The organism is Amycolatopsis sp. lyj-23 (assembly GCF_046549135.1).
Taxonomy (GTDB): Bacteria; Actinomycetota; Actinomycetes; order Mycobacteriales; family Pseudonocardiaceae; genus Amycolatopsis.
Genome location: NZ_JAJPWN010000023.1, coordinates 118,336 through 144,216, shown reverse-complemented (window position 1 = coordinate 144,216; position 25,881 = coordinate 118,336). Strand labels below are relative to the sequence as shown.

Below are 25,881 nucleotides of genomic sequence, written 5' to 3'. Positions count from 1 at the left end.
TTGATTTGCGTGACGTACTTCGCGGACCTCAGCTCGCGGCAGGTGGCCGACCTCGCGGACGGCCCCCGCGTCCCGGTGCTGCTGCTCCCGCTGGGGGCGGTCGAGCCCCACGGTCCGCACGCGCCGCTGGGCACGGACCCGCTGATTTCGCGCGGGATGTGCGAACGCGCGGCTTCCCGCCTGGCCGCCGACGAAGACGTCCACGTCCTGGTCCTGCCCGAGGTGCCCTACGGCGTGACGCGGTTCGCGGCCGGGTTCGCCGGCGGCATCCACGTCGGCGAAGAGACGCTGCACTCGCTGCTCGTCGACATCGGCGCGGCGCTGATCGGCCAGCGCCTGCGCCGGATCCTGCTGGTCAACAACCACTTCGAGCCCGCGCACCTGGTGACGCTGCGGCGGGCGGCCGAGACGCTGAACTTCGCCTACGACGGCCGCGTCGCCCTGCTCGACCTGGTCCGGCGGCGGCACGCGCAGCGGCTGACCGAGGAGTTCCGGTCGGGCGAGTGCCACGCGGGGCGGTACGAGACGTCGCTGGTGCTGGCCGACCGGCCCGAACTGGTGGACCAGACGCTGATGCGGACGCTGCCGCACGTCCCGGTCAGCCTGGCGTCGGCCCCCGCCGACGGCGGTTTCCTCGCGCTGGGGATGACCGACGCGTACTGCGGTGCCCCGGCCGAGGCGACCGCGGCCGAAGGCGAAGAGACGTTCTCGACGTTGACCGACCTGCTGGTGGAAGCGATCCGGGAGCTGGCCCGTGAGTGAGCCGTTCAACCTCGCCACGCACTTCCTCGACCGGCACGTGGCCGAGGGGCGGGGCGACCGGACCGCGCTGTTCGCCGGGGACCGGGCGATCAGCTACGCGTCGCTCGCGGCGCTGGCGAACCGCGTGGGGAACGTGCTGCTCGACGCCGGAGTCCGGAAAGGACAGCGGGTCCTGCTGGCGTTGAGCGACGGCGAGGAGTTCGTCGCGGCCTGGTACGGTGCCCAGAAGATCGGCGCGGTCACCGCCGAGGTCTACCCGTTCCTGCAGCCCAAGGACTACGCGTACTACCTCGGGTACACCGAGGCCGTGGTGGTGCTCGCGGACGCCGTCACCCTGCCCGCGCTGCGCGCCGCGGGCGCGACCGGACTGCTCGTCACCGGGGTGCCCGAAGCCGACCTGCTTCCCGGCGAACGTCCATTCCGGACACTGGTCGACGCCGCACCGGACACCTTGGCCGCCGCACCGACCACTGTGGACGACGTCGGCATCTGGAAGTTCACCACCGGCAGCACGGGGGCGCCCAAGGCGTGCGTGCACCCCCTGCGCAGCCCGCTGGAGAGCTTCGAGCGGTACGCCGCCGGGGTGCTCGGGCTGCGCGAGGACGATCGGGTCCTGGCCGTGCCCAAGCTGTTCTTCGGCTACGCACGGGATCTGGTGGCGCTGTTCCCGTTCGGCGTCGGCGCGGCGGGCATCGCGTTCCCCGAGCGCAGCACGGCGGACCTGGTGTTCGAGCTGATCGCCCGCCACCGGCCGACCGTCCTGGTCAACGTGCCGACGATGATGAGCGCGATGGTCGCCCACCCGGCCGCGGCGGAGCAGGACCTGAGCTGCCTGCGGATGACGACGTCGGCGGGCGAAGCGCTGCCGCCGGAGCTGCACCGCCGGTGGGACGCGGCCTTCGGGGTGCCGGTGGTGGACGGGATCGGCTCGTCCGAGGCGTACCACATCTACCTGTCGAACCGCCCCGGTGCCGCCCGCGTGGGCACACTGGGCACCCCCGTGCCCGGGTACACCGCCGAGGTGGTCGACGAGCTCGGGAACCCGTTGGCCGACGGGGAAATCGGGCCGCTGCGGGTGACCGGGCCGACCATCGCGCTGGAGTACTACGGCGACCCGGAGAAGTCGGCGCGGACGTTCGACGGCGACACGCTGACCTCCGGTGACCTCTTCAGCCGGTCGCCCGACGGGTACTTCCGCCACCACGGCCGCGCCGACGCGCTGCTCAAGGTCGGCGGCGTGTTCGTCGCGCCCGGCGAGATCGAGGACTGCCTGCTCGGCCACGCCGCCGTGGTGGACTGCGCGGTGGTCGGCCACGAGGTCGACGGCCTGGTCGTGCCGCGCGCGTACGTGGTGGTGCGCTCCCCGGTGTCCGCCGAGGAACTCAAGGCGCACGCGAAAGCGCACCTGGCCAAGCACAAGTACCCCCGCGAGGTGGTCTTCATGGCGGAACTCCCCCGCACGGCCAACGGAAAGCTGGACCGCCGAGCCCTGGTGGCCCGCCCGTGAGCCGCCTGGTGGTGGTGACGGGCGGCACCCGCGGCATCGGCGCGGCGATCGCGGACCGGTTCCGGTCCGCCGGCGACACCGTGCTGGCGCCGGGCCGCGCGGAGTGCGACGTGACCGACGAGGCCGCGGTGGCGGCGTATTTCGCTGCGGCGGGCCCGGTGGACGTCCTGGTGAACAACGCCGGGATCTCGTCGAGCGCACCGGTTTCGCGGACTTCGCTGGACGATTGGCATTCCCAGCTCGAGGTGAACGCGACGGGTGCGTTCCTGTGCACGCGCGCGGTGCTGGACGGCATGCGCTCGCGCGACAGCGGCCGGATCGTCACGGTCGCGTCGACGGCCTCCCACGTCGGCTACCGCTACACGGCGGGGTACACCGCGTCGAAGCACGCGGCGGTGGGCTTGGTGCGCGCGGTGGCGGCGGAGCTGGCCGGCACGGGCGTCACGGCGAACGCGGTCTGCCCGGCGTTCGTCCGCACGGACATGACGGCGACCTCGGTGGCGCGGATCGTCTCCCGGTCCGGACGGTCCACATCGGACGCGGAGGCGGCCTTGGCGTCGGCGTCCCCGCTCGGCCGGCTCCTGGAACCGGCCGAGGTGGCGTTCGCGGTGGCTTTCCTGGCGGCCCCGGAGGCCGCCGCGATCAACGGCCAGACCCTCGTACTCGACGGCGGAGGAATCCAGTCATGAGCCCGTTCCGCGCATCCGCCCCGCTGACCCGTGATTGGGAGCACTTCGGCTTCGAGGTGGCCGACGGGGTGGCCACGGTGACGTTCACCCGCCCGGCGAAGCTGAACGCGCTGACCTTCGACGTGTACGCCGACCTGCGTGACCTGGTGATCGAGCTCCCGCAGCACGAGGACGTGCGGGTGCTGGTGATCACGGGCGAGGGCCGCGGGTTCTGTTCGGGCGGCGACGTCGAGGAGATCATCGGCGAGCTGCAGAAGTTCGAGACGGCTCAGCTGCTGGAGTTCACCCGCATGACGGGCGCGGTGGTGAAGGCCCTGCGCGAGTGCCCGCTCCCGGTGATCGCGGCGGTGAACGGCGTGGCGGCGGGCGCGGGTTCGGTGATCGCGCTGGCGAGCGACTTCCGGCTGCTGGCGGAGTCGGCGAAGTTCGCGTTCCTGTTCACGAAGGTGGGCCTGGCGGGCGCGGACATGGGCTCGGCGTACCTGCTGCCGCGCCTGGTGGGCCTGGGCCGGGCGACCGAGCTGCTGATCCTCGGGGACAAGGTTTCGGCTTCGCGTGCCTCGGAGATCGGGTTGGCTTCGCAGGTGGTTCCCGACGCTTCGCTGGCTTCCACGGCTGCGGCCTTGGCGCGGCGGCTGGCGGACGGCCCGGCACTGGCGTACGCGACGACGAAGGTGCTGCTGACCCGCGAGCTGGACATGGACCTGGGCAGCGCGATCGAGCTGGAGGCGATCACGCAGGCCCTGCTGATGACGGCGAAGGACCACAAGGAGTTCTACGCGGCTTGGTCGGCGGGCCGGGAGCCGCGCTGGACGGGCCGCTGACGGGCGCATCGCGGGTCAGGGCACCACTTCCGCCAACCCGATCAGGTTCCCCTCGCTGTCGCGGAACCAGGCGGCCCGCTCGCCGCTGCCCTTGCTCGGGTAGTTGCCGCGGATGTCCATGATCCCGCCGCGCATGCCCTCGTACTCCTCGAACACGACACCGCGCTCGCGCAGCACCGCGACCGTCGATTCGAGGTCGTCCACGTAGAAGCCGGCCTGGGTGAAGGACCCATCGGAGACACCCGAAGAGGCGTACAGGCAGAACACCCCCGACGCTCCTTCGTACCGCAGGCCGCCTTCGCGTTCCTCGACCGCTTCGAGACCGAGCTTCTCCGCGTACCAGCGCCGAGCTCGGGCGAGGTCCTGGGTGGGGATGCGCACTTCGATCCGGACGTTGCTCAGCATCACCCGATGGTAGGCGTCACCGCGATCGCCGACTCCTCCAAAGAGCCGAAATACAGCCGTCCGCGCCACTCGCGGACGCCCACCAGCATGTGGAAGCCGTCGATCTCGCCGCGCAGCTCGCGCACCACTCCGCCGTCCGCCGCGACGCCCAGCACGCCGACCTCGCGGCCCGGGCTCGGCTGCAACGACGTCGGCAGGCGCCGGATGCCCGCCCGCAGGAACCCCGGCAACCGCCGGACGACGTCGAGGGCCGCCACCTTCGGCGACGCCTGCGTGATCCAGATCAGGCCGTCCGTGCCCGTCGAAATGTTGTCCGGAAAGCCCCAGAGGCCGTCGACGAACACGTCGGTGCGGCCGTCGGGAAGCCACACCCGCGACACGCGGCACGCGCCGGTCTCGGCCACCGCCACGAACGACTCGTCCGGGGCCAGTGCGACGCCGTTCGCGAACTGGAGGCCGTCGAGGAGCAGGTCGATCGCGCCGTCCGGGGAGCGGCGCAGCAGCCGGCCGCCCGCCGTCTGCTCGATCAGGTCGTCGCGCCAGTTGTCGATGCCGAAGCGGCGGGAGGAGTCCGTGAAGTAGATCGTCCCGTCCGAAGCGACGGCCGCGTTGTTGCAGAACACGAAGTCCAGGCCCAGCGCGGCGGTCGCCAGCACCGAAGGTGCGCCGCCCGCCAGCGGGACCACCAGCAGCCCGGCCCGCGCGTCGCAGACCAGCAGCTCGTCCTCGCCGAAGAGCTCCAGGCCGAGCGGGCGGCCGCCGGTGTCGGCGATGACGTCGATGTGCTGGCCGTCGGGCGACAGGCGCAGGATCCGGCCGTCGTCGACGCCGGTGTAGATCCGGCCTTCGCCGTCGACGACGACGTCCTCCGGCCCGTGGCCGTTCACCGGGTACAGCGTGACCTCGCCGAACTCCATCGAGCGTCTCCTACCGGTAGGTGAGCAGCGAAGCCGCGTCGGCCTCGAAGTGCGGGTGCTCGTTGAACGACAGCAGCGTGACGCCGCCGCGCCCGGACACCAGCTTGGTGATCCCGCCGTTGACCGTGACGCGGTTGAGCTTGAGCAGGCCCGTCTCGGGCGTGCCCATGAGCAGGCCGCAGATCGTGGCGATCACGCCACCAGAGGTGAACACGACCGCGTGCTCGCCCTTGCCGAGCGACGCGACGACGTCGGCGAGCGCGTCCCGGCAGCGCGCGAGGAACGCCGGCCACGGCTCGGCGCACGGCCCGTCCGCGCCGGCCGAGGTCCACGCGGTCAAAGCCGCGTCGAGCACGCTCTGGTACGCGCGCGAATCCTCCTGCCGCGCCCCGCCGGCGTGGTGGCGGGCGATGTCGACGTGGTCGTACTCGTTCCAGCGCGGGTCTTCGACCACCGGGACGTCGGTGCCGAGCGCCTTCAGCGCCGTCGCCGCGGTGTCACGCTGCCGGGCCAGCGAACCCGAGCGGACCTGGCTGAAGACCACCCCGCGCCGCAGCAGTTCCGCACCGACCACAGTGGACTGCTCGAAGCCGCGCGGGGACAGCGCGTCGTAGTCCGAAGCCCCGAAGGACGCCTGCCCGTGCCGGACCAGGTAGATCGCGCCCACTACACGCTCCCCTTCGCGATGATCTCCCGGCAGCGCCAGTCGAGGTACCCGACGAACTGCCAGAAGTCCTTGAACGCCGGGTTGCGGGTCGCCCCGTCGGAATACCGCCGGTACAGCTGCTGCAGGACCGCGGCGAGCCGGAACAGGCCGTAGACCTCGTAGAACCGCCAGTCGCCGACCGACAGCCCGGTCTTTTCGGCGTAGCGCGCAACGAACTCTTCGCGGGTGAACATGCCGGGCAGGTGGGTCGGCTGGCGGCGGCTCGCCTGCATCACGTCGTCGTCCCCGGCCTCGACCCAGTAGGCGAGCATGCTGCCCAGCTCCATCAGCGGGTCGCCGAGCGTGGCCATCTCCCAGTCGAGGACGCCGGTGATGTTCAGCGTCGACGGGCCGTCCAGTACCAGGTTGTCGAGCCGGTAGTCGTTGTGGATCAAGCAGATCTCGACCTCGGCGGGCTGGTTCGCGGCCAGCCACGCGCGCACCTCGGCGAAGTCGCCGACGTTGTCCGTGCGCGCGGCGACGTACCGCTCCGACCAGCCGCGCAGCTGCCGCTCGACGTACCCGGCGCCCTTGCCGAGGTCGGCGAGCCCCGCCTTCGCCACGTCGACGGCGTGCAGGTCGACCAGCCGGTCGACGACCCGGCCGGACAGCTCGCGCGCCTGCTCCGGCGTCAGTGTCGTGCCGGGCGGCAGGTCGCCGCGCAGGATCAGCCCGTCGAGCTTCTCCATGACGTAGAAGTCGCCGCCGAGCACGGCCGGGTCGTCGCCGAAGGCGACCATGCGCGGCACGTACGGGAACACCGGCTTCAGCGCGTGCTGGACGCGGTATTCGCGCCGCATGTCGTGCGCGGACGCCGCCTTGTGCCCCGCGGGCGGGCGGCGCAGGATCAGCTCGCGGTCCGGGTAGGCGAGCAGGTAGGTCAGGTTGGACGCGCCGCCGGGGAACTGCCGGACGTGCGGCGGTTCGTCGCCGAGGCCCTCGACCTTCCCGCGGAGCCAGGCGTGCACCGCGGCCGCGTCGAAGGCGTCCTCCGCGCGGACCTCGACCGGGGCGTTCACGCGAACTTCCGCAGCAGCCCGGCCGGCACCACGCGCATCACGACGCTCAGCGGCACCCACGGCCACGCCGGGACGTAGGCGCGGCGCGGCTCGGCCTCGATCGCCTTGGCCAGCGCCCGGGCACCGGTCTCGGCCTTGACGAGCAACGGGTTGCGGCCGATCCGGTCGTTCATCTCCGACTCGATGTAGCCGGGCCGGACGTCGGTGACGGCGATGCCCTTGCGCTTCAGCTCCAGCCGGGCGCCGTCGACGAACGCCGAGATGCCGGCCTTCGAAGCGGCGTACGCGGTGAGGTTGCCCGGGAACGGGCGGAGCGCGCTGAAGGAGGAGATGACGGCGAGGTGGCCGGCGCCCTGGGCGCGGAAGATCCCGGCGGCGGCCTCGATCTGGGCGGCCGCCGCGACGAAGTTGACTTCGAGGGTCTGGCGGTTGGCGTCGAAGCGGCCGGTGCCGACCCGCTGCCCCTTCCCGAGCCCGGCGTTCACAATCACCCGGTCGAGGGACCCCAGTTCGGCGCGGAACTCCTCGAAGACGGCGAAGACGCGGTCGTGGTCGGTGACGTCGAGGGTGCGCGTGACGACCGTGATGCCCGGGTGGGCCGCGGTGAGCTCGGCGGCGAGCTTCTCGAGCCGTTCGGTGCGCCGGGCGCACAGCGCGAGGTTGCGCCCCTTAGCCGCGAACTGGCGGGCCATTCCTTCGCCCAACCCGCTGCTGGCGCCGGTGATGAGGATGTTCCTGCGGACGACCATGCTGGGAATTTACAGCGGCGCGAAGCGCCTCCGTTGAGGGTGGTGGCGGGGAGGAAGGCGGAGCTACCCGCTGGTAACAAGACCGGTGGCCCGGCGCTGGGGGCGTCGCCGGGCCACCGGTCATCGCGCGGCCACACCGGCCGGTCGCACAACTCGGCCGGGTGAACCGGAGCCGGAACCGCTCTCGCGGCCGGTCACGCCTGCGCCCGGGTGGGCCGTGAGGGGGAGGCGGTGCCACCGGCGCAGGCAAGTCATGAAAGCGCGTCCGCCCTGGCCGGGGCAATGGTTCACAGTTGCCAGTATTAGCCCGTTCGCCCGAGTGGGCGTCCCGGCGGCACGACGGAAGAGGGGGCGGAGAAGGCGGCGAAAACTGCTAACGTGCTCCGTGTCGGGAATCGTCGGGGGACGGCACGGGGCGGGTCGGGATTTCAGCAATGGCGGGCAGCGCGGCGGGTGACGGCCAGGAGAGCGGGCGCACCGAATTCGCCATCCGGCTGCGCGCGGCCATCGCCACCAGCGGGCTGTCGCTCGACCGGATCCAGGCGCGGCTGCGGGCCCGCGGCGTCGTCGTCAGCGTCACCGCGCTCAGCTACTGGCAGTCGGGCAAGCGGCAGCCGGAGCGGCAGAGCTCGCTCTCGGCCGTCCGCACGCTCGAAGAAATCCTCGACGTCCCGGCCGGGTCCCTGCTCGGGCTGCTGCCCCCGCCCCGGCCCCGCGGCGGCGCCGGGAAGCGCCACGCCGGCGGCGAGCCGATGTCGTTCCCGCGGGAGGTGCTGCAGCCGCTGCTGGAGAAGGTCGGGGCACCGCACGCCCTCGACCGCCAGCAGCCGCTGAAGATGGTGGGGCTGCACGACCTGTGCGAGATCGCCGCGGACGGCGGCCAGCGCGCGGTGACCGCGCGGGCGGTGTTCCAGGCCGTCGCCGACGGCCAGGACCGGTGGCTGCTGGTGTACACCCAGGACGACCCGGCGGCGGGCGTCCCCGAGCTGCACGCCGTGCGCAACTGCCGGGTCGGCCGCGCCGAGATCGACGAGGCGCACGGCCTGCTCGTCACCGAGCTGCTCTTCGACCAGCCGATCAACCGGGGCGAGACGCACCTGATCGAGTACACGCTGACCAACAGCGGGCCGCCGTACCCCGAGTGCCGCAACACGCACTACCGCGAGTTCCGCCGCCCGGTGCGGGAGTACCTGCTGGAGGTCCGGTTCGCGCCGGGCACCGCGCCGGGCCGCTGCTGGCAGTACTCGCGCAACGGCGCGAACGGCACGCTGGCCCGCCGGGCCCTGAAGCTCGACGGCGCCGACGGCGTCCACGCGGTGGCGTTCGACTTCGGCCCGGGCGTCTTCGGCATCGACTGGGACTGACCCGCGTACCTGGACGGTCGGCCCGCGTACCCGGACAGTCGGCTTGCGTACCTGGACGGTCGGCTTGCGTACCCAGGCAGTCGGTTGGCGTACCCCGAGGGTCGGCTCGTCGGCCGACCCTCCAGGTACGCAGGCCGACCCTCGAGGTACGCGGGCCGACCCTCCAGGTACGCAGGCCGACCGTCGGGGTACGTGGGCCGGCTGGTTGGGTACGGGTTCAGCTCAGGTGGGTGGCTGCGAGAGTGGCCAGCTCGGTGCGGTTGGCGATGCCCAGTTTCGCGTAGACGTGGGCCAGGTGCGTCTTCACCGTGCCGCGGCTCATGAAGAGGCGGGTGCCGATCTCCGGGTTCGTGCAGCCCTCGGCCGCCAGCTTCACCACTTCGAGCTCGGTCGGCGTCAGGCTGGCCCAGCCGCTCGACGGACGGCCGCGGGTGCCGCGGGCCCGGCGGACGAACGCGACGACCTCGTCCAGGCCCATCGGCGGCTCGGCCGTCGCCAGCCCGAGCGCGGCCAGCTCCGCCTGCTCGGAGGGACGGCGGGGCACGCCCAGCTCGGCCCGGGCCTGGGACGCCGAGACGAACACCCGGGCCGCGTCGGCTTCCCGGCCGGTGCGCGCGAACAGCGTGGTCAGCGCGTCCAGGCCGGCCAGGACCCCGAGCCGGAGGCCGTGGTCCACGCGGAGGCCCAGCGCCTCGTAGTGCAGTTCGGCCGCCTGCGACGGCTCCGCCAGGTACCCCTGCTGGTCCAGCGCCTCGGCCAGGAGCGACGGCAGGTCCCACCGGCGGGTGAGCTCGACGGCGGTCGCCAGCACCTCCGCGGCCTCCTCGACGCGGCCGAGCGCGCGCAGCAGAGCGCCGCGTTCGGCCAGTCCCTGCGCGGCCAGGTACGTCCCGGGGACCGCTTCGCGCCCGAACCAGCCCAACGCCGTTTCGAACTCGCCGCGCCGCCGGTGCAGCTCGCCCAGCACCCCCGCCATGCCCGGCACGAAGACGTCGCCCGCGGTTTCGAGCAGCCGCAGGAACGGCTCCATCACGCGGAAGCCGGCGTCGACGTCCCCGGCCGCGCAGTGCACTTGCGCCAGGCGGCACAGCGTCGTGTTGACGCGGTGGAAGTCGCCCAGCGGTGCCGCGACGTCGACGGCTTGCTCCGCGAATGCGCGCGCCCGTGGGAGGTCCGCCGCGGCGAGCGCGATGCCGGACCGGACACTGAGGACGGTCGACGCCAGGCCGCGGTCGCCGCGGCGCAGCAGGCCCGCGCTCGCGTCTTCGAGCAGCGGCGCCGCTTCGTCGTGGCGGTCGCGGGCGAAGCGGACGATCCCGCGCAGCATCAACGCGCTGTCCCGCGCGAAGCCGTCTCCGGCGGCTTCGGCGACCTTCTCCGCTTCGACGGCGACGTCCCAGGCGGCGTCCCAGTCCGTGTACAGGTGCCCCAGCGCGGTCAGGGACAGGCACCGCGCGCGCAAGCCCGCTTCGCCGAGTTCAGTGGCCAGGTCCAGGCCCCGGCGGGCGGCTTCGAGGTCGAACGGCGCCGTCGTGTCCGCGACGAGACCCATCCCGGTCAGCAGCCGGGCCTGCAGCGGCGTCCGGTCGTCCGGGCACCGGGCCACCGCGCGCCTGAGGAAGGCCAGGCCCTCGTGGCCGCGGCCGTGCAGGTTCCACAGCCACGCGACGGCGGCGGCGAGCCGGCGGCCCCGGGCGGGATCCTCCTGCGCCAGCCCCCATTCCAGGGCCGCGCGCAAGTTGTCGCGCTCCGGCTCGACCCGCGCCCGCCAGGCGTCCTTGTCGCGGTCGAGCTCGGGCTCCGCGGCTTCGGCCACGGCCAGGTAGTGGTCGAGGTGCCGGTCGCGCGCGGCGGCCGTCTCCCCCGCCTCGGCCAGCCGGGCGGCCGCGTACTCGCGCAGCGTCTCCAGCAGCCGGTAGCGGCCGTCTTCGGCCAGCACCAAGGACTTGTCGACGAGCCGGCCGAGCGCGGGCAGCACGGCCGGGCCGCCCGCCGCGTCCAGCTTGAACCCGCCGGCGAACACCGCCAGCCGCCGGAACACCGCGCGGTCCTCGGCGCCGAGCTGGTCGTGGCTCCACGCGATCGAGCCTTCGAGGGTCCGCTGCCGGGCGGGCACCCCGCGCGGGCCGCGGGTCAGCAGGGCGAACCGGTCGTCGAGGCCGGCGTCGATCTGGTGCGGGGTCAGGGTGCCGAGCCACGCCGCGGCCAGCTCGACGGCCAGCGGGATGCCGTCGAGCCGCGTGCAGATCGACCGGACGGCGGCCGCGCTGGAGGCGTCCAAGGTGAACAGCGGGCGGACCGCGCCGGCGCGCTCGACGAACAGCGCGACGGCGTCCTCGACGGCCAGCGGCGGCACCCGCCACACCGTCTCCCCCGGCACGTCCAGCGGCTCGCGGCTGGTCATCAGCACCGCGACCTCGGGGCACGACCGCAGCAGCTCGACGGCGAGTTCGGCGGCGCCGTCGAGGACGTGCTCGCAGTTGTCGAGGCAGAGCAGCACCCGCCGGTCGCGCAGTTCCGTCGCGACCGAACGCGCCGCCCCGACGTGGGGTTCGACCGGCACTCCGAGCGTCGCGGCGACGCGCTCGGCGACCTCGGTGACGGCGTCGAGCTCCACCCACCAGACGCCGTCGGGCCGGTCGGCACCCGCGGCGACCTGCGCGGCCAGCCGCGTCTTGCCGCTGCCGCCGGGCCCGGCCAGCGTCACCAGGCGCGTCCCGGCGAGCTGCCGCCGGACGTCGCGGACTTCGGCGTCGCGGCCGACGAACCCGGTCAGCTGCACCGGGAGGTTGTTCGGGACGGCGTCGAGGGAGCGCAGCGGGCCGGCTGTCCCGCCGAGTTCGAAGACCCGCTCGGGCGCGGTGAGGTCCGGCAGCCGGTGGACGCCGAGGTCGTGCAGCTCGACGGCGTCGCCGAGGGCGGCCGCGGCCCGGGCGGACACGAGGATCCGGCCGGTTCCGGCCAGTGCGCGCAGCTGTTCGCAGCGGCGGACGGCCGGGCCGGCGGGCGAGCCGTCGTCGCGGACCAGCACGTCCCCGGTGTGCACGGCCGCCGGGCCGCCGGGCAGCGCCGCGAGCGCCTCGCCGGGGGTCGCGAAGACGGCCGGGGCGGCGTCGCCGGCGCAGAGGATCGTGACCGTGCCGGCCGGGAGGAGTTTCGTCGCAGTCATGGCCCGGCCAGTCTGCCAGCGGATCTCGGCCAGGTGGCCGATGTAGCGCACCGGCTCGCCTGCGACCTTCGAACTCGTGGAGACGTTCGAAGTGGTGCTGGCGCACTGGTCCGACGCCGACGCGGCGGGCGACGCCGAAGCACTCGCCCCGCTGCTGGCCGACGACTTCCGCGGCGACGGCCCGGCCGGGCGCGTGCTCGGCAAGGCCGGCTGGCCCGGGCGCATCCCGGCGGGCGCGTTCCGGTGGACGCGCCTGCAGGTGACGCCGTCGGTCGGCGTCGCGACCGGGCGCCGTGACGGGGTCGCCTGCACCGTGGTCGGGGAGTGCCGGGACGGGCGCTGGTGGATCGTCAACGTGCAGCGGGGCTCATGAGAGCTCTTCGGGGGGCCGGGTGGCGGAGCCCCCGGCCCGAGGCGAAGCCTCGGTTGTCACTGGAGCTTGGTGCGCAGCACCTTTCCGGTCGCGTTGCGCGGCAGCTCGTCCAGGAATTCGACGTCCCGCGGCACCTTGTAGCGGGCCAGGTTCGCCTTGACGTAGTCGCGGATCCCGTCGGCGTCCAGGTCGGCGCCTTCGGCCGGGACCACGAACGCCTTGAGCCGCTGCCCGAACTCCGGGTCCTCGACGCCGATCACCGCCGCCTCGATCACGTCCTCGCGCTCGACCAGGAGGTTCTCCACCTCGATCGGGAACACGTTCTCGCCGCCGGAGACGATCATCTCGTCGTCGCGGCCGTCGATGAACAGCAGGCCAACTTCGTCGAAGTGGCCGACGTCGCCGCTGGAGAGCAGGCCGTCGATGATCTCCTTGTGGCGGCCGTCGGTGTAGCCGCCGAAGCTGAGCCCGCTGCCGACGAACACGCGGCCGGTCACGTTCGGCTCGGTGATCTTCCGGCTTTTTTCGTCGTAGAGCGCCACCTTGCAGCCGACCGGCGCGCGGCCGACCGTGCCGGGGGCCTTCGCCCAGTCCTCCGGTGTCGCGACCGTCGCCACGGCGACCTCGGTGGAGCCGTAGAGGTTGTGCACGACCGGGCCGAACGCTTCGTTCGCGCGGTTGCCCAGGTCCGGTGAGAGGGCCGAGCCGGCGACGAAGATGATGCGCAGCGCGGACGTGTCGTACTTCTCGCGGACCGCCTTCGGGAGGTCGACGATGCGCTGCAGCATGGTCGGCACCAGCACGAGCGCGGTGCACCGGTGGTCCGCGACCCCGCGCAGGGCCTCTTCGGGGTGGAACTTGCGCCGCATGACGACCTTCGAGCCGAGCGCGAAGGACAGGATGAACTGCGACAGGCCGGTGCCGTGGAACAGCGGCGCGCCCATGTACGTGGCTTCGTTCGACCGCAGCGGGATCCGGTCGAGGAACTGCGCCGACGCCAGCGCGGAGGTGTGCGGGCGCGGCGCGCCCTTCGGCGTGCCGGTGGTGCCGCTGGTCAGCAGCACGAACCCGCCGGGCTTGGCCGGGGCGGGGAACGGCCGGTCGTCGGTGCCGGCGATGATCTCGTCGAGCACCGGGACGTTCCGGTCGGTCAGGTCCGAGTCCGGGTCCACCCAGGCGAGGTAGCGGTCGACGCCCTCGGGGATCGCGTCGAGCAGGCCGGTGAACTCCTGGTCGTAGACGAGCGCGGTGACGTTCTCGCGCTTGGCCACGTCGGCCAGCTGCGGCTTCGCGAACCCGGTGTTCATCAGCAGCAGGCGGACGCCGAGCTTGCCGGAGGCGGCCATCGTGATGACCAGGCCGCGGTGGTCGCGGCAGAGCGCGGCGACGACCTGGCCGGGCCGGATGCCGCGCTCGGACCAGGCCCTGGCCAGCGCGTTCGACTGGTCGTCGAGCTGCTTGTAGGTGAGCGGGCCGAGCTCGTCGACGATGCCGACGGCGGCCGGGTCGCGGCGGGCGGAGATGTGGTTGGCGCCGGCGAACGGACCGAACTTCCGCAGCGCGACCAGCGAGCGCACGCCTTCGTCCAGCCGGGGGAAGGGGACGAGGCCCGCCCGCCGCATCACGTCGATGCTGCGCACCGTCTCGGTCACCTTGTCCGCCACCGTGGTGGCGAGCGCGACCAGGCTCATCCAGGCACCTCCGTTGCTGCGGGAAGAGAGCTGACGCCGTACCGGCGGTATGGGAGCTACTGGAGAGTAAACCAAGGGTGCGCCGAACGCACCAGCCCGCGTGCGTGCAGAAACTGACAATGACATCCGGGGCTTCGCCCCAGGGCGGGGGCTCCGCCACCCGCACCCCCGAAAAAATGTCGGTGGTGACCGTCATGATGTTCGAGTGCAGGTGATCGCGGGACGGGAGGAGGACGGCAGCTTCACCGTGCACACGCCGACGGACACGGTGTCCGGCCTGGACGAGGCGGCTTTCGCGAGGCTGGCGCGGGAGCTGGAGGGGTCGCTGGCGCCGCGGTGGGTGTTCCCGTCGGTCGAGCGGACGTACCCGGTGCTGATGGCGGCCGGGTTGCGGGTGCGGCGCTGCTACGACCTCGAACTGGCCGAGGGGCTGCTGCTGGCGTACGAGGGCGCGGAAACGCAGTCGCGGAGCCTGCGCGCGGCCTGGGCCAGGGCGAACGGCGAGGAGCCGCCGTCCGAGCAGTCGGCCGTCGAGCTGGCGCAGCCGACGCTGTTCGAGACGCGCGTGCCGACGCTGCCCGAGGGCGTGACGGTCGTCACGGCGGTGCGGCGCGTCTTCGCGGAGCAGGAGCGGCGGGTGGCGGCGACGGAGCACCCGGACCGGATGCGGCTGCTGCTGGCCGCGGAGTCGGCGAGCGCGCTGGCCGCCGCGGAGATGTCGGCGGACGGCCTGCCGTGGCGCGCCGACGTGCACGAGGAGCTGCTGGCGGCGCGGCTGGGGCCGCGGGTGCCCGCCGGGCAGCGGCCGAAGGCGCTGGTGGAGCTGGCGGCGAAGATCAGCGAGGCGTTCGGCGGGCGGCCGGTGAACCCGGACTCGCCGCCGAGTGTGGTCCGGGCGCTGGCGCGCGAGGGCATCGAGGTGCCGGCGGCGCGGAAGTACCTGCTTCGCGGCATCGACCACCCGGCGGTCGGGCCGTTGCTGGAGTACAAGGAGCTGTCGCGGCTGTACACCGCGAACGGCTGGGCGTGGCTGGACGAGTGGGTCGGCGACGGCCGGTTCCGGCCGCACTACGTCGTCGGCGGGGTGGTGTCGGGGCGGTGGGCCAGCCGCGGCGGCGGGGCGCTGCAGATCCCGAAGGTGCTGCGGACGTGCGTGCGCGCGGACCCGGGCTGGAAGCTCGTGGTGGCCGACGCGGCGCAGCTGGAGCCCCGGGTGCTCACGGCACTGTCGGGCGACCGGCGGCTGGCCGACGTCGCGGCGGCGACGGACCTGTACGCGCGCTTGGGCGAGGCGCTGTTCTCCGGCGCCCGCTGGGTACCGGCCGCCGACGACGGCCGCGACGACCGGGCCCGGGCGAAGATCGCGATGCTGTCGGCGATGTACGGCGGCACGTCCGGCGAAGCGGGGCCGCTGCTCGGGTTGCTGCGGCAGCGGTTCCCGGACGCGGTGTCCTATGTGGAGCGTGCGGCGCAGGCGGGCGAGCGCGGCGAGCGGGTCCGGTCCCGGCTGGGCCGGACGTCCCCGGCCCCCTCGGCGGCGTGGCGCGCGTTGACGGGCGGCCTGGCGTCGGACGAAGCAGCGGAGCTGAAGGCCCGCCGGGCGTCCCGCGGCTGGGGCCGCTTCACGCGCAACTTCGTGGTCCAGGCGAGCGCGGCCGACATGACGGCGGTGCTGCTGGCGACCCTGCGCACCCGCCTGCCTCCGCCCGCCCACCTGGTGTTCTTCCAGCACGACGAGGTGATCGTCCACACCCCGGCCGAGCTCGCCGCTCCGGTCGCCACCGCGATCACGGACTCGGTGACGGAAGCGGCCCGCATGCTGTTCGGCCCGGCCTGCCCGGTCCGCTTCCCGATGCAAACGGCATCCGTCGACACCTACGCCGACGCCAAGTAACCCGTGATGCCCGCCAATCACGCGAGATGCCTCGCCAATCACACGAGATCCGCCTTCAATCACGCGAGATCCGCCGCCAATCACGCGAGTTTCGCCCTGGATCACGCGAACCGACTCGCTGGGTACGCGAACCGACCCTCCAGGCACGCGATCCGACCCCCTGGGTACGCGAACCCGAAGGACGAGAGGCGTAGGAATTGACGACACGACTCAAGCCGGTCAGCCGGACCGCAACTTCACCACCGCTCTGATCAGTGACCACATGGACGATCACCGGAGCACCCCTTCGGCGCAATCAGGGTCGCTGCCCGTGAGCCGAATCGCCGGTCGTGTGAAAAACGAATCAGTCGACCAGCGCTTTCGCGCGCCGGAGGGCGCTGACTACGTTCAGCTCACATGGCGAAGAAATCGACCAAGAAGCTTCTGGGGAGCCTGTGGGGATACCTGCTCTTGGCCGCGGTGCTCTGGCTGTGGTTCCTCCCCTCGGTCGGTCCCGGCGTGATCGCCATCCTGTCGGCGCTGGTAGTGCTCTACACCTTGTTCCAAGCACCGATGTGGTGCTGCGCCGAAACCCGCAGCCGTGAACTGTGCCGCAACAACGCGTACGGAATCCTCCTCGGCTGTCACTTGCGCCAGCACAAGTGGCAGAAGGTCAAAATGGCCGTTCGCCAACAGTACTGGGGAAGGCTGGCGCGCCGGGTGTTCAGCAGTGTCGGCGGACAAGCCGCAACCTTCTCCGCCTTTGCCGGAATGGTCTCGGCGTGCGCGGCAACCGTGACCCTGATCGCCAAATAGGCCGTGCGGGTCGACCGGACCGGCCGCTGCCCTGGTTGCAGCGGCCGGCCCGGCTCACCTCGCTACGGGAACTACGGGAACATCGGCAGCGTCTGCGTCCCGACGTCCTGGTTCGGCAACGTCCGGCCCGGGTTGCCGCGGAAGTCGGTCCACGCCGGGTGGAGGCGGAAGTCCGCGCCGACCGCCGCGGCCGTGTAGTCGCCGATGAACACGCCCTGGAGTTCCTTGCCCGTCACCGCGCCCGTCGAGACGAACTGGACCTGCGGGTTCGCCGTCTGGGTCGTGATGCGGCGGAGCGGGGACAAGCGGTCGCCCCAGCCGGTTGCGTAGGCGTAGTCCAGTCCGATGCCGTTCGGGTCGTACGCGCGCGTGTACGTCGTCACCGCGACCCGGCCGGCCAGCGCCGCGACCGCCGGGAACACCTCGTCGGCGTCCGAGCCGATCTTCACCGGCTTCGACCAGCCGTGCCTGCCGTCGGATCCGCTCAAGAACGCGTCACCGTTCGTCTTGACCGACTCGCCGTCGCGGTACGTGCCGTTGCGGTCGTCGGCCCAGGTCACCCACAGGTGGTCGGTCAGCCGGTCGTAGGTCAGCTGCGGGAAGCTGTTGACCCGGAAGTTCTCGCCGGTCAGCGCGTTGTTGGCGACGTCTTCGTTCACCGGGAAGTCGAAGTCGAGACCCACTTCCGCGTGCCGGAACGTCCGGCCGCCGTCGCGGGAGGTCGCCACGACGACCGCGTCGTGGTCGGCCGGCTGGTCGCACGCGGCCGTCGCGCACACCGTCGTCTCGTACGCCACCTGGAGCGTCCCGTCGCGGGTCACCACCGGGTTCGAGCCGCTGCCGAACGGCGTGATCCCGCCGTGGAACCCGGTCAGCGACGGCGAAATCCGGCTCATCGGCGACCACGTCCGGCCGAAGTCGCGAGACTTCGACAGCACGATCGGCGACTCGACGAACGCGCCCTTCGCGTCGTAGGTGAACTGCGTCCAGGTGACGTAGACGTCGCCGGACACCGGGTCGGCGGCGATCCACTCCTTGTCGTTGAAGATGTTCGTCGGCGTCGGCGTGCCCGCCGGGGTCACGCCGTCGAGGTGCAGGACCGCCGGGTCGCCGAAGCTGCGGCCGCCGTCGTGCGACACCGACACCGCGATGCCGCTGGCGAGCTGCTGGTCGTCGGGCACGGCCGCGCGGCTGAACACCAGCGTCGCGTAGTACACGGTGTTGTGCGGCCCGAAGGTGATGGCCGGGTCGCCCGCGGCGTCCATGTAGGACAGTGGCGCGGCCGCCCCGGTCGGGAAGTCGAGGTGCGGCAGCTGGACGTTCGCCCAGGTCCGCCCGCCGTCGAACGAGGTGTAGGCGAACCCGCCGGAGTCGTTGCGGCTCTCCCGCGTGTTGTACAGCCGGTAGTCGTTCGCGCCGGCGACGATGTTGCGCGGGTTCTCCGGGTTGACGGCGATGGTGGTCTCGTTCTGCGCCGTGCTGCAGCCGGTCTGGCTGCCGGTGGGCACGATGGTGTCGCCGTCGATGACGTCGGTGTTCGGGGCGAGCGGCCGGTACGGGTTCGGCTTGCCGATGTAGGTCTGGCAGAGCGCGGACAGCGCGGGGTTGTCGCCGTCCTCCTCTTCCTCCTCGGCGAACTGCTCCTTGAGCAGCGGGTTCGGCACGTCGTGCCGGGCCTCCTCGGCGAGCTTGTGCTTGGCGGCGTGCGGGCTCACCGGCAGCGGCGATCCCCCGTCGGCCGCCTGCGCGGGGTGCGCGAGGGCGAGCGGCAAAAGCAGCGCGGCACAGGCAGCGACTATTCTTCGCTTGGCGGACGAAACACCCAAGGACATCGGAAAGTCCCTTTCCCAGGAAGGTCTCCAGCCGCCCCAGGCTTGACGTCCGCGCGGGCAGGGTCAACCGACGGAAGTCGGAAGCCGGACATTCCGGTTTTTCGGTAGTTTTGCACAATGATCGACTACAGCCATCAGGCGAGCGCGTCGTCGATGGCCTTCGTGATCCGCTTGAGCGAAACCGGGTGCGCCGTCCCGAGCGTCTGAGCGAAGAATGACACCCGCAGCTCTTCGATCATCCAGCGCACCTCGGTCAACGCCGGTGACGACGTCCCCGGCGGCAGCGAGGCCACCGCGTCGGCGTACTCGGCCTGGATCCACGCGATGTCCGCCGTCCGCTGCAGGTCGCGGATCGGCTCCGAAACCAGTTTCTCCAGCCGCCGCAGGATTCCCTGCAGGTAGCGGACGACGTGCCGCAAGCGGGCCGCGCCGGTCGCCGTCACGAAGCCCGGGTAGACCAAGCCGGTCAGCTGGGCGCGGATGTCGGCCAGCGATTCCGCCGGGCCGCGGGCCGACGACAACGCCACCTCGACGTCGTTCGCCGCGCGGAGGATCTTCTCCACGTCGGTCAGCACCGCCAGCACCTCCGGGTGCAGGCCGGCCCGGACCTTCTCCAACAGCACCTTGAAGCCGGTTTCGTCGAACACCGGGCCGCCGCCCGCAGTCATCAGGGCGTCCACCGCGCAGTCGACGCAGTCCTCGAGCAGGGCGGCCACACTGCCGTGCGGGTTGCGGTTCAGCACCAGCTTCGAAGAGTTGGACAGCGACCGGGTGATGAACTTCATCGGCGAGTTCAGGTTCAGCCGCAGCATCCGCCGGGTGCCCGCCCACATCGCGTGCCGCTGCTGGGCCGGCGTGTCGAGCAGCCGCACGGCCACCGACGCACCCTCGTCCACCAGCGCCGGGTACGCCTTGACGTCGTGACCACGCTGCGTCGACTCGAAAACCGGCGGCAGCGACCCGAACGACGGCTTGGTCAAGCCGGCCTTCTCCAGGGTGTTGGCCGCCTTCGAGATCGTGGCCCGCACCTTCGGGGCCAGCCGCCGTTGCAGCTCCTCGACGTCCTTGCCCTCGGCGACCTTCTTGCCGCGTTCGTCCACGACCCGGAAGGTCATCTTCAGGTGCTCCGGCACCGCAGCCGGGTCCCAGTCCGCGTACGGCACGGTGATCCCGCGCAGCGCCCGCAGCTCGCGCCCGAGGACCTCCAGCAGCGGACCGTCCGAAGGCGACACTCGCGAAAGGACTTCCCGCGCGGTGTCCGGCGCCGGGACGAAGTTGCGGCGCAACGCTTTCGGCAGCGACTTGATCAGCTGCGTGACCAGCTCCGCGCGCAAGCCCGGCACCTGCCAGTCGAAGCCGTCGGGGGTCACCTGGTTGAGCACCGGCAGCGGGATGTGCACGGTGACGCCGTCGGCGTCCGCGCCCGGCTCGAACTGGTACGTCAGCTTGAACACCTGCGTGCCCTGGGTCCACGAGTCCGGGTAGTCGCCCTCGCGGACGCTGCCCGCGGACTCGTTGATGAGCATGGACTTCTCGAACGACAGCAGGTCGGGATCGGTGTGCCGCGCCTTCTTCCACCAGCTGTCGAAGTGGCGCACCGAAACGACGTCTTCGGGCACCCGCGCGTCGTAGAATTCGTACAGTGTCTGGTCGTCGACCAGGATGTCGCGCCGCCGCGCCCGGTTTTCGAGGTCCTCGACCTCTTCGAGCAGCGCCCGGTTCTCGGCGAAGAAGTGGTGGCGCGTCTGCCAGTCGCCCTCGACCAGCGCGTGCCGGATGAACATCGCGCGCGACAGCTCCGGGTCGATCCGGCCGAAGTTGACGCGGCGGTCGGCGATCAGCGGGACGCCGTACAGCGTCACCTTCTCGGTCGCGATCACCGCGCCCTGCTTGCGTTCCCAGTGCGGCTCGGAGTACGACCGCTTGACGACGTGCTGGGCCAGCGGCTCGACCCATTCGGGCTCGATGCGCGCGTTGACCCGGGCCCACAGCCGGGACGTCTCGACCAGCTCCGCCGACATCACCCAGCGCGGCTGCTTCTTGAACAGCGCCGAACCCGGGAACACGCCGAAGCGGGCGCCGCGCGCGCCGAGGTAGTCGCCCTTGGCGGGGTCCTTGAGCCCGATGTGCGAGAGCAGCCCGGCGATCAGCGACGTGTGCACGCGCTGCGGGTCCACCGGGGACGCGTTCGTGTTCAGCGAAATGCCGAGCGGCTTGGCCAGCTGGCGCAGCTGGCTGAAGATGTCCTGCCACTCGCGCAGCCGCAGGTAGTTCAGGTACTCGGTGCGGCACATGCGGCGGAACTGGTTGCCGGACAACGCCTTCTGCTGCTCCGAGACGTACTCCCAGAGGTTCAGGTAGGCCAGGAAGTCCGACGTCGGGTCGGCGAACCGCGCGTGCTGGGCGTCCGCCGCCTGCTGCTTCTCGGCCGGCCGCTCGCGCGGGTCCTGGATGGACAGTGCGGCCGCGATGATCATCACTTCGCGCACGCAGCCGTTCTTCGCCGCCTCCAGCACCATCCGGCCCATCCGCGGGTCGACCGGCAGCTGCGCGAGCTTGCGGCCGACGTCGGTCAGGTCGCGGTCGGACCCGGTCGCGGAGAACGCGCCCAGCTCCTGCAGCAGGCCGATGCCGTCGCTGACCTGGCGGCGGTCCGGCGGCTCGACGAACGGGAACGCGGCGATGTCGCCGAGCCCCAGCGACGTCATCTGCAGGATGACCGAGGCGAGGTTGGTCCGCAGGATCTCCGGATCGGTGAACTCGGGCCGGCTCTCGAAGTCCGCTTCGGAATAGAGGCGGATGCAGATGCCGTCCGACGTCCGGCCGCAGCGGCCCTTGCGCTGGTTCGCCGACGCCTGCGACACCGGTTCGATCGGCAGCCGCTGCACCTTCGTCCGGTGGCTGTAGCGGGAGATCCGCGCGGTGCCCGGGTCGACGACGTACTTGATGCCCGGCACGGTCAGCGACGTCTCGGCGACGTTCGTCGCGAGCACCACCCGGCGGCCGGTGTGGGACTGGAAGATGCGCTGCTGCTCGGCCGACGACAGCCGCGCGTACAGCGGCAGGACCTCGGTGTTCCGCAGGTTCGCCCGGTTGAGCACGTCCGCGGTGTCGCGGATCTCGCGCTCGCCGGAGAGGAACACCAGGATGTCGCCGGGGCCCTCGGCGCACAGCTCCTCGACGGCGTCGAGGATGCCCTGGGTCTGGTCGCGCTCGTCAGCGTCTTCGGAAGGATCGTCCGGGTCGACCAGCGGCCGGTAGCGCACCTCCACCGGGTACGTCCGGCCGGAGACCTCGACGATCGGGGCGTCGTCGAAGTGCTTCGAGAACCGCTCCGGGTCGATGGTCGCCGAGGTGATGATGACCTTGAGGTCGGGGCGGCGCGGCAGCAGCTGCTTGAGGTAGCCGAGGATGAAGTCGATGTTGAGGCTGCGCTCGTGGGCCTCGTCGATGATCAGCGTGTCGTACTGGCGCAGCGACCGGTCGGTCTGGATCTCGGCGAGCAGGATGCCGTCGGTCATCAGCTTGACCAGCGTGTCCTGCCCGGACTGGTCGGTGAACCGGACCTTGTAGCCGACGGTCTCGCCGAGCTCGGTCTTCAGCTCGCTCGCGATCCGGTCGGCGACCGTGCGGGCGGCCAGCCGCCGCGGCTGGGTGTGCCCGATCTGGCCGCGGATGCCGCGGCCGAGCTCGAGGCAGATCTTCGGCAGCTGGGTGGTCTTGCCCGAGCCGGTCTCCCCCGCGACGATCACGACCTGGTGCTTGTCGATCGCGGCGGCGATCTCGTCCTTGAGCTTGCTGACCGGCAGCTCTTCGGGGTACTCGATCTTGGGCACGCTCGCGCGCCGCGACTGCACGCGCAGCTCGGCCTTGTCGACGTCGGCGGCGATCTGCGCGAGGGCGGCGTCACGGTTGCGGGCTTTGCGGGCGCCTTCGAGCCGGCGACGCAGCCGCTGCTCGTCGCGCGGCATCAGCTCGGGCAGGCGCGCACGCAGCGCGTGGAAGGGGGATGGCTCGGACATTCTCGGTCCAAGGATAGCCGTGCGTGACGGACACGGCCTCCGAATATCCCCGGGGCGTGACCGGGCGCACGTCCGCCGGCCCCGAGCGCCCCAATGTGGCCTTGGTTGCGTCGAGTCAGCCCTGCGGCGCGAAGCGCCTCCGTCGAGGGTGGCGGTGGGGGCATGGGAGGCGCAACCAAGGCGGCCTTCGGTGCGTCAGACGCACCCAAGGCCGCCTTGGGGCGCTTGGGTCAGCCGGGCTGGCCGGGCTGCTGCGGCGGCTGGACCGGCTGCACCGCGGCCGGCTGCTGCGGCGCGTTCTTGGCCCGGTTCACCGCCACCGAACCGCCGATCAGGGCCAGGCCGACCAGGCCGAGGATGATGCCGAAGAACGGCTGCATGTCGCTGGCCCAGGACAGGATCCGGAACTCGTAGTCGAACTGCTCGAGAACGATCGTGCCGAAGCCGAGCACGGCGAAGAGCACGCCGATCCGCATCATGATCGAAGACATGGGAAACCCCTCGTGAAAGGACTGATGGAACCACCGGTCCGTCCCCGAGCGGCCGTGGTGAGGCAGAACCGTAGCTGCCGCGGTGCCCGCTGTCTCCGGAATTCCCGATTCGTTACCTCACGTCCGCTGCAGCGAGTCCGGGCCCAGGTCGGCGAGGGTGCGGTGGCCGGACAGCCCCATCGTCAGGTCGAAGTCGGCCAGCAGGCTCCGCAGCACGTGCCGGACGCCGGCCTCGCCCGCGTGGGCCAGGCCGTACACCCACGGGCGCCCCACCAGGACCGCGCGCGCGCCCAGCGCCAGCGCCTTGAGCACGTCCGCGCCGGTGCGGATGCCCGAGTCGAACAGCACCTCCAGGCGGTCACCCACCGCCGCGACGATGCCGGGGAGCGCCTCCAGCGCGCCGAGCGCGCCGTCGACCTGACGGCCGCCGTGGTTGGACACGACGATGCCGTCCATGCCCGCCTCGGCCGCGCGGCGCGCGTCGGCGACGTGCTGGATGCCCTTGAGCACGATCGGGCCGTCCCAGTGCTCGCGCAGGAAAGGCAGCTGGTCCCACGTCCGGTCGGTGCCCGTCAGCATGCCGATCCAGCGCAGGATCGCCATGTTGAGGTCCTCCTCCGGCGTCTTCTCCAGCAGGCCGCGGAACACCGGGTCGGTGAACGGGACCGCGCAGCCCTCGCCCTTGAGGAACGGCAGGTACGCCTGGTCCAGATCGGACGGTCGCCAGGCCAGCGTCCACGTGTCGAGGGTGACGACCAGCGCCGTGTAGCCCGCGTTCTTCGCCCGCGTCAGCAGGCTCGCGCAGACGTCGTTGTCGCCGGGCCAGTACAGCTGGAACCACCGCGGGCCGTCGCCGTTGGCCGCGGCGGCGTCCTCGATGCCGGTCGAGGACGCCGTGGAGAGGATGAACGGCAGGCCGACCGAGGCGGCCGCGCGGGCGGTCGCGGACTCGGCGTCCGGGTGGACGATCGACTGGACCCCGACCGGGGCGACGGCCACCGGCGCGGGCAGCCGGGTGCCGAGCACCGTCGTGGCCAGGTCGCGGTCGGTGGCGCCGGTCAGCATCCGCGGGACGACGCGCCAGCGGTCGAACGCTTCGCGGTTGGCGCGGGCGGTCGCGCCGGAGCCGGCCGCGCCGGCGACGTAGGAGAACGGGCCGGGCGCCATGACCTCGCGGGCCGACGCCTCGAGCTTCGTCGCGTCGGTCGAGCACGGCGGCAGCTGACCCCCGAGTCCCTGCAGGTAGATCTCGTTCTGGTAGCTGCCGAAGCGTTCGGTCACGGTGGCCTCCTCGTGGTCGAGGGCGCATCGTACTCGCCGGTAGTTCACCCGGCGCCGGGAACTGACCGGCGGGTAACCTGAGCGCGTCGACGCCTGTGGAGGAGAAGTCATGCGCGCCTACGACGTGGTCCTGTTCGGCGCCACCGGGTTCACCGGCGGCCTGACCGCCGAGTACCTGGCCCGCCACGCGCCGGCGGACCTGCGGTGGGCGCTGGCCGGGCGCAACCGCGGCAAGCTCGAGGCCGTCCGCGCGCTGCTCGCGGAGGTCGACGACCGGTTCGGCGCACTCGACCTGCTCGTCGCCGACTCCGGCGATCCGGCGTCGCTGCGGGCCGTCGCCGACGCCACGAAGGTCGTCATCACGACCGTCGGCCCGTACCTCGAGCACGGCGAGCCGCTGGTCGCGGCGTGCGCCGACGCCGGGACCGACTACGTCGACCTCACCGGCGAACCCGAGTTCGTCGACCGGATGTACCTCGCGCACGACCGGCGGGCCCGCGAGACCGGCGCGCGGCTGGTGCACGCGTGCGGGTTCGACTCCATCCCGCACGACCTCGGCGCGTGGTTCACCGTGCAGCAGCTGCCCGAGGGCGTGCCGCTGCGGGTCGACGGCTACGTCCGGGCCGGCGGCGTGCCCTCGGGCGGCACGGTCCTCAGCGCGCTGACCGTCATGTCCCGGCTGCCGGCCGGGGCGCGGGCGGCGCGCGAGCGGGCGGCGGCCGAGCCGCGGCCGGCCGGGCGGTTCACGCACGCGCCCCTCGGCCGCCCGCACCGGGTCGCCGACGCGGGCTGGTGGGCGGTGCCGCTGCCGACGATCGACGCGCAGGTCGTCCGCCGGTCGGCGGCCGCGTCCGAACGCTACGGTCCCGACTTCACCTACCGGCACTTCGCCGCGGTCGAGCACCTGCCGGTGCTGGCCGGCGGCGTCGCCGGGGCGGGTGCGCTGCTCGCCGCGGCGCAGGTCCCGCCGGCCCGGCGGGCGCTGTCCCGGCTGCTCGCGCCCGGCAGCGGCCCGAGCCCCCAGCGGCGTGCGCGGTCGTGGTTCTCGGTGCGGTTCTACGGCGAGGGCGGCGGCGAGCGGGTCGTCACCGAGGTCTCCGGCGGTGACCCGGGCTACGACGAGACGGCCAAGATGCTCGCGGAATCCGCGCTGTGCCTGGCGACCGACGACCTTCCGGAAACGGCGGGCCAGGTGACCACGGCGACCGCGATGGGCGGGGCGCTCGTCGACCGGCTCACCAAGGCCGGCCTCCGCTTCGCCACGCTCTGACGTTTCACGCTTTCACACCGCCGCAGCGTGAAATTCCGCTGCTGTGATGGAACTTCTGCCGCTCCGGGGCCGCGGTTAACGTCGATCGGGTTCTCCCTTCCCCCATCGCGTTTTCCCAAGG

At 72.3% G+C, this 25,881-nt stretch carries 20 protein-coding genes; 9 read left to right on the top strand and 11 right to left on the bottom strand.

What is annotated here, in order from left to right; all coding sequences use genetic code 11:
* Nucleotides 1-9 precede the first annotated feature (9 nt).
* Genes ACLJPY_RS43615 through ACLJPY_RS43600 form a run of 4 tightly spaced genes read left to right on the top strand, consistent with a single transcriptional unit; the run spans nucleotide 10 to nucleotide 3,782 of the window.
* A complete protein-coding gene (locus ACLJPY_RS43615; protein WP_410596857.1) occupies nucleotides 10-762 on the top strand; it encodes a creatininase family protein in 753 nt (250 codons plus the stop codon).
* On the top strand, nucleotides 755-2,269 hold the full coding sequence (locus tag ACLJPY_RS43610) for a benzoate-CoA ligase family protein (protein WP_410596856.1): 1,515 nt from the start codon (nucleotides 755-757) through the stop codon (nucleotides 2,267-2,269). Before ACLJPY_RS43615 ends, ACLJPY_RS43610 begins: the two co-directional genes overlap by 8 nt.
* Nucleotides 2,266-2,958: an SDR family NAD(P)-dependent oxidoreductase gene (locus ACLJPY_RS43605; protein ID WP_410596855.1), complete on the top strand. Its 693-nt coding sequence runs from the start codon at nucleotides 2,266-2,268 to the stop codon at nucleotides 2,956-2,958. Before ACLJPY_RS43610 ends, ACLJPY_RS43605 begins: the two co-directional genes overlap by 4 nt.
* The gene (locus ACLJPY_RS43600) at nucleotides 2,955-3,782 is read left to right on the top strand and encodes an enoyl-CoA hydratase family protein (protein WP_410596854.1); all 828 of its coding nucleotides are present in this window, start codon (nucleotides 2,955-2,957) and stop codon (nucleotides 3,780-3,782) included. Before ACLJPY_RS43605 ends, ACLJPY_RS43600 begins: the two co-directional genes overlap by 4 nt.
* 15 nt (nucleotides 3,783-3,797) lie before the next feature.
* Here ACLJPY_RS43600 and ACLJPY_RS43595 read toward each other — a convergent pair whose 3' ends face one another.
* Genes ACLJPY_RS43595 through ACLJPY_RS43575 form a run of 5 tightly spaced genes read right to left on the bottom strand, consistent with a single transcriptional unit; the run spans nucleotide 3,798 to nucleotide 7,578 of the window.
* Complete coding sequence (locus ACLJPY_RS43595) at nucleotides 3,798-4,187, bottom strand: VOC family protein (protein ID WP_410596853.1); 390 nt, start codon at nucleotides 4,185-4,187, stop codon at nucleotides 3,798-3,800.
* Nucleotides 4,187-5,104 (bottom strand): SMP-30/gluconolactonase/LRE family protein, encoded by a 918-nt coding sequence (locus tag ACLJPY_RS43590; protein WP_410596852.1) that lies wholly within the window; start codon nucleotides 5,102-5,104, stop codon nucleotides 4,187-4,189. Before ACLJPY_RS43590 ends, ACLJPY_RS43595 begins: the two co-directional genes overlap by 1 nt.
* Before the next feature lie 10 nt (nucleotides 5,105-5,114).
* Nucleotides 5,115-5,771 carry a histidine phosphatase family protein gene (locus tag ACLJPY_RS43585; protein WP_410596851.1) on the bottom strand — a complete coding sequence of 219 codons (657 nt, stop codon included), beginning with the start codon at nucleotides 5,769-5,771 and terminating at the stop codon, nucleotides 5,115-5,117.
* Complete coding sequence (locus tag ACLJPY_RS43580; RefSeq protein WP_410596850.1) at nucleotides 5,771-6,829, bottom strand: phosphotransferase family protein; 1,059 nt, start codon at nucleotides 6,827-6,829, stop codon at nucleotides 5,771-5,773. Before ACLJPY_RS43580 ends, ACLJPY_RS43585 begins: the two co-directional genes overlap by 1 nt.
* Nucleotides 6,826-7,578 carry an SDR family oxidoreductase gene (locus ACLJPY_RS43575; RefSeq protein WP_410596849.1) on the bottom strand — a complete coding sequence of 251 codons (753 nt, stop codon included), beginning with the start codon at nucleotides 7,576-7,578 and terminating at the stop codon, nucleotides 6,826-6,828. Before ACLJPY_RS43575 ends, ACLJPY_RS43580 begins: the two co-directional genes overlap by 4 nt.
* 434 nt (nucleotides 7,579-8,012) lie before the next feature.
* On the opposite strand from ACLJPY_RS43575, the gene ACLJPY_RS43570 reads away from it, so the two are divergent.
* Nucleotides 8,013-8,942 carry a hypothetical protein gene (locus tag ACLJPY_RS43570; protein WP_410596848.1) on the top strand — a complete coding sequence of 310 codons (930 nt, stop codon included), beginning with the start codon at nucleotides 8,013-8,015 and terminating at the stop codon, nucleotides 8,940-8,942.
* 217 nt (nucleotides 8,943-9,159) lie between these two features.
* Here ACLJPY_RS43570 and ACLJPY_RS43565 read toward each other — a convergent pair whose 3' ends face one another.
* A complete protein-coding gene (locus ACLJPY_RS43565; protein ID WP_410596847.1) occupies nucleotides 9,160-12,111 on the bottom strand; it encodes a helix-turn-helix transcriptional regulator in 2,952 nt (983 codons plus the stop codon).
* Nucleotides 12,112-12,187: 76 nt separating this feature from the next.
* Here ACLJPY_RS43565 and ACLJPY_RS43560 point away from each other — a divergent pair, with 76 nt between their 5' ends.
* A complete protein-coding gene (locus tag ACLJPY_RS43560) occupies nucleotides 12,188-12,484 on the top strand; it encodes a DUF4440 domain-containing protein (RefSeq protein WP_410596846.1) in 297 nt (98 codons plus the stop codon).
* Between the two features lie 56 nt (nucleotides 12,485-12,540).
* Here ACLJPY_RS43560 and ACLJPY_RS43555 read toward each other — a convergent pair whose 3' ends face one another.
* Nucleotides 12,541-14,175 carry an acyl-CoA synthetase gene (locus tag ACLJPY_RS43555; protein ID WP_410596845.1) on the bottom strand — a complete coding sequence of 545 codons (1,635 nt, stop codon included), beginning with the start codon at nucleotides 14,173-14,175 and terminating at the stop codon, nucleotides 12,541-12,543.
* Nucleotides 14,176-14,380: 205 nt separating this feature from the next.
* Here ACLJPY_RS43555 and ACLJPY_RS43550 point away from each other — a divergent pair, with 205 nt between their 5' ends.
* Nucleotides 14,381-16,069 carry a bifunctional 3'-5' exonuclease/DNA polymerase gene (locus tag ACLJPY_RS43550; protein ID WP_410596844.1) on the top strand — a complete coding sequence of 563 codons (1,689 nt, stop codon included), beginning with the start codon at nucleotides 14,381-14,383 and terminating at the stop codon, nucleotides 16,067-16,069.
* Between the two features lie 396 nt (nucleotides 16,070-16,465).
* Nucleotides 16,466-16,864, top strand: a complete 399-nt coding sequence (locus ACLJPY_RS43545; protein ID WP_410596843.1) for a hypothetical protein — start codon at nucleotides 16,466-16,468, stop codon at nucleotides 16,862-16,864.
* A gap of 71 nt (nucleotides 16,865-16,935) precedes the next feature.
* On the opposite strand, the gene ACLJPY_RS43540 is transcribed toward ACLJPY_RS43545, so the two are convergent.
* From ACLJPY_RS43540 to ACLJPY_RS43525, 4 genes are all read right to left on the bottom strand, one after another.
* On the bottom strand, nucleotides 16,936-18,696 hold the full coding sequence (locus ACLJPY_RS43540; RefSeq protein ID WP_410596842.1) for an exo-alpha-sialidase: 1,761 nt from the start codon (nucleotides 18,694-18,696) through the stop codon (nucleotides 16,936-16,938).
* Between the two features lie 134 nt (nucleotides 18,697-18,830).
* Nucleotides 18,831-22,718, bottom strand: coding sequence for an ATP-dependent RNA helicase HrpA (gene hrpA / locus ACLJPY_RS43535; protein ID WP_410596841.1), 3,888 nt, complete (start codon nucleotides 22,716-22,718; stop codon nucleotides 18,831-18,833).
* A 230-nt stretch (nucleotides 22,719-22,948) separates the two neighbouring features.
* Nucleotides 22,949-23,209 (bottom strand): hypothetical protein, encoded by a 261-nt coding sequence (locus ACLJPY_RS43530; RefSeq protein WP_410596840.1) that lies wholly within the window; start codon nucleotides 23,207-23,209, stop codon nucleotides 22,949-22,951.
* A gap of 117 nt (nucleotides 23,210-23,326) precedes the next feature.
* The gene (locus ACLJPY_RS43525; RefSeq protein ID WP_410596839.1) at nucleotides 23,327-24,490 is read right to left on the bottom strand and encodes a lactate 2-monooxygenase; all 1,164 of its coding nucleotides are present in this window, start codon (nucleotides 24,488-24,490) and stop codon (nucleotides 23,327-23,329) included.
* 109 nt (nucleotides 24,491-24,599) lie between these two features.
* On the opposite strand from ACLJPY_RS43525, the gene ACLJPY_RS43520 reads away from it, so the two are divergent.
* Nucleotides 24,600-25,760 (top strand): saccharopine dehydrogenase family protein, encoded by a 1,161-nt coding sequence (locus tag ACLJPY_RS43520; RefSeq protein ID WP_410596838.1) that lies wholly within the window; start codon nucleotides 24,600-24,602, stop codon nucleotides 25,758-25,760.
* Nucleotides 25,761-25,881: the final 121 nt, after the last annotated feature.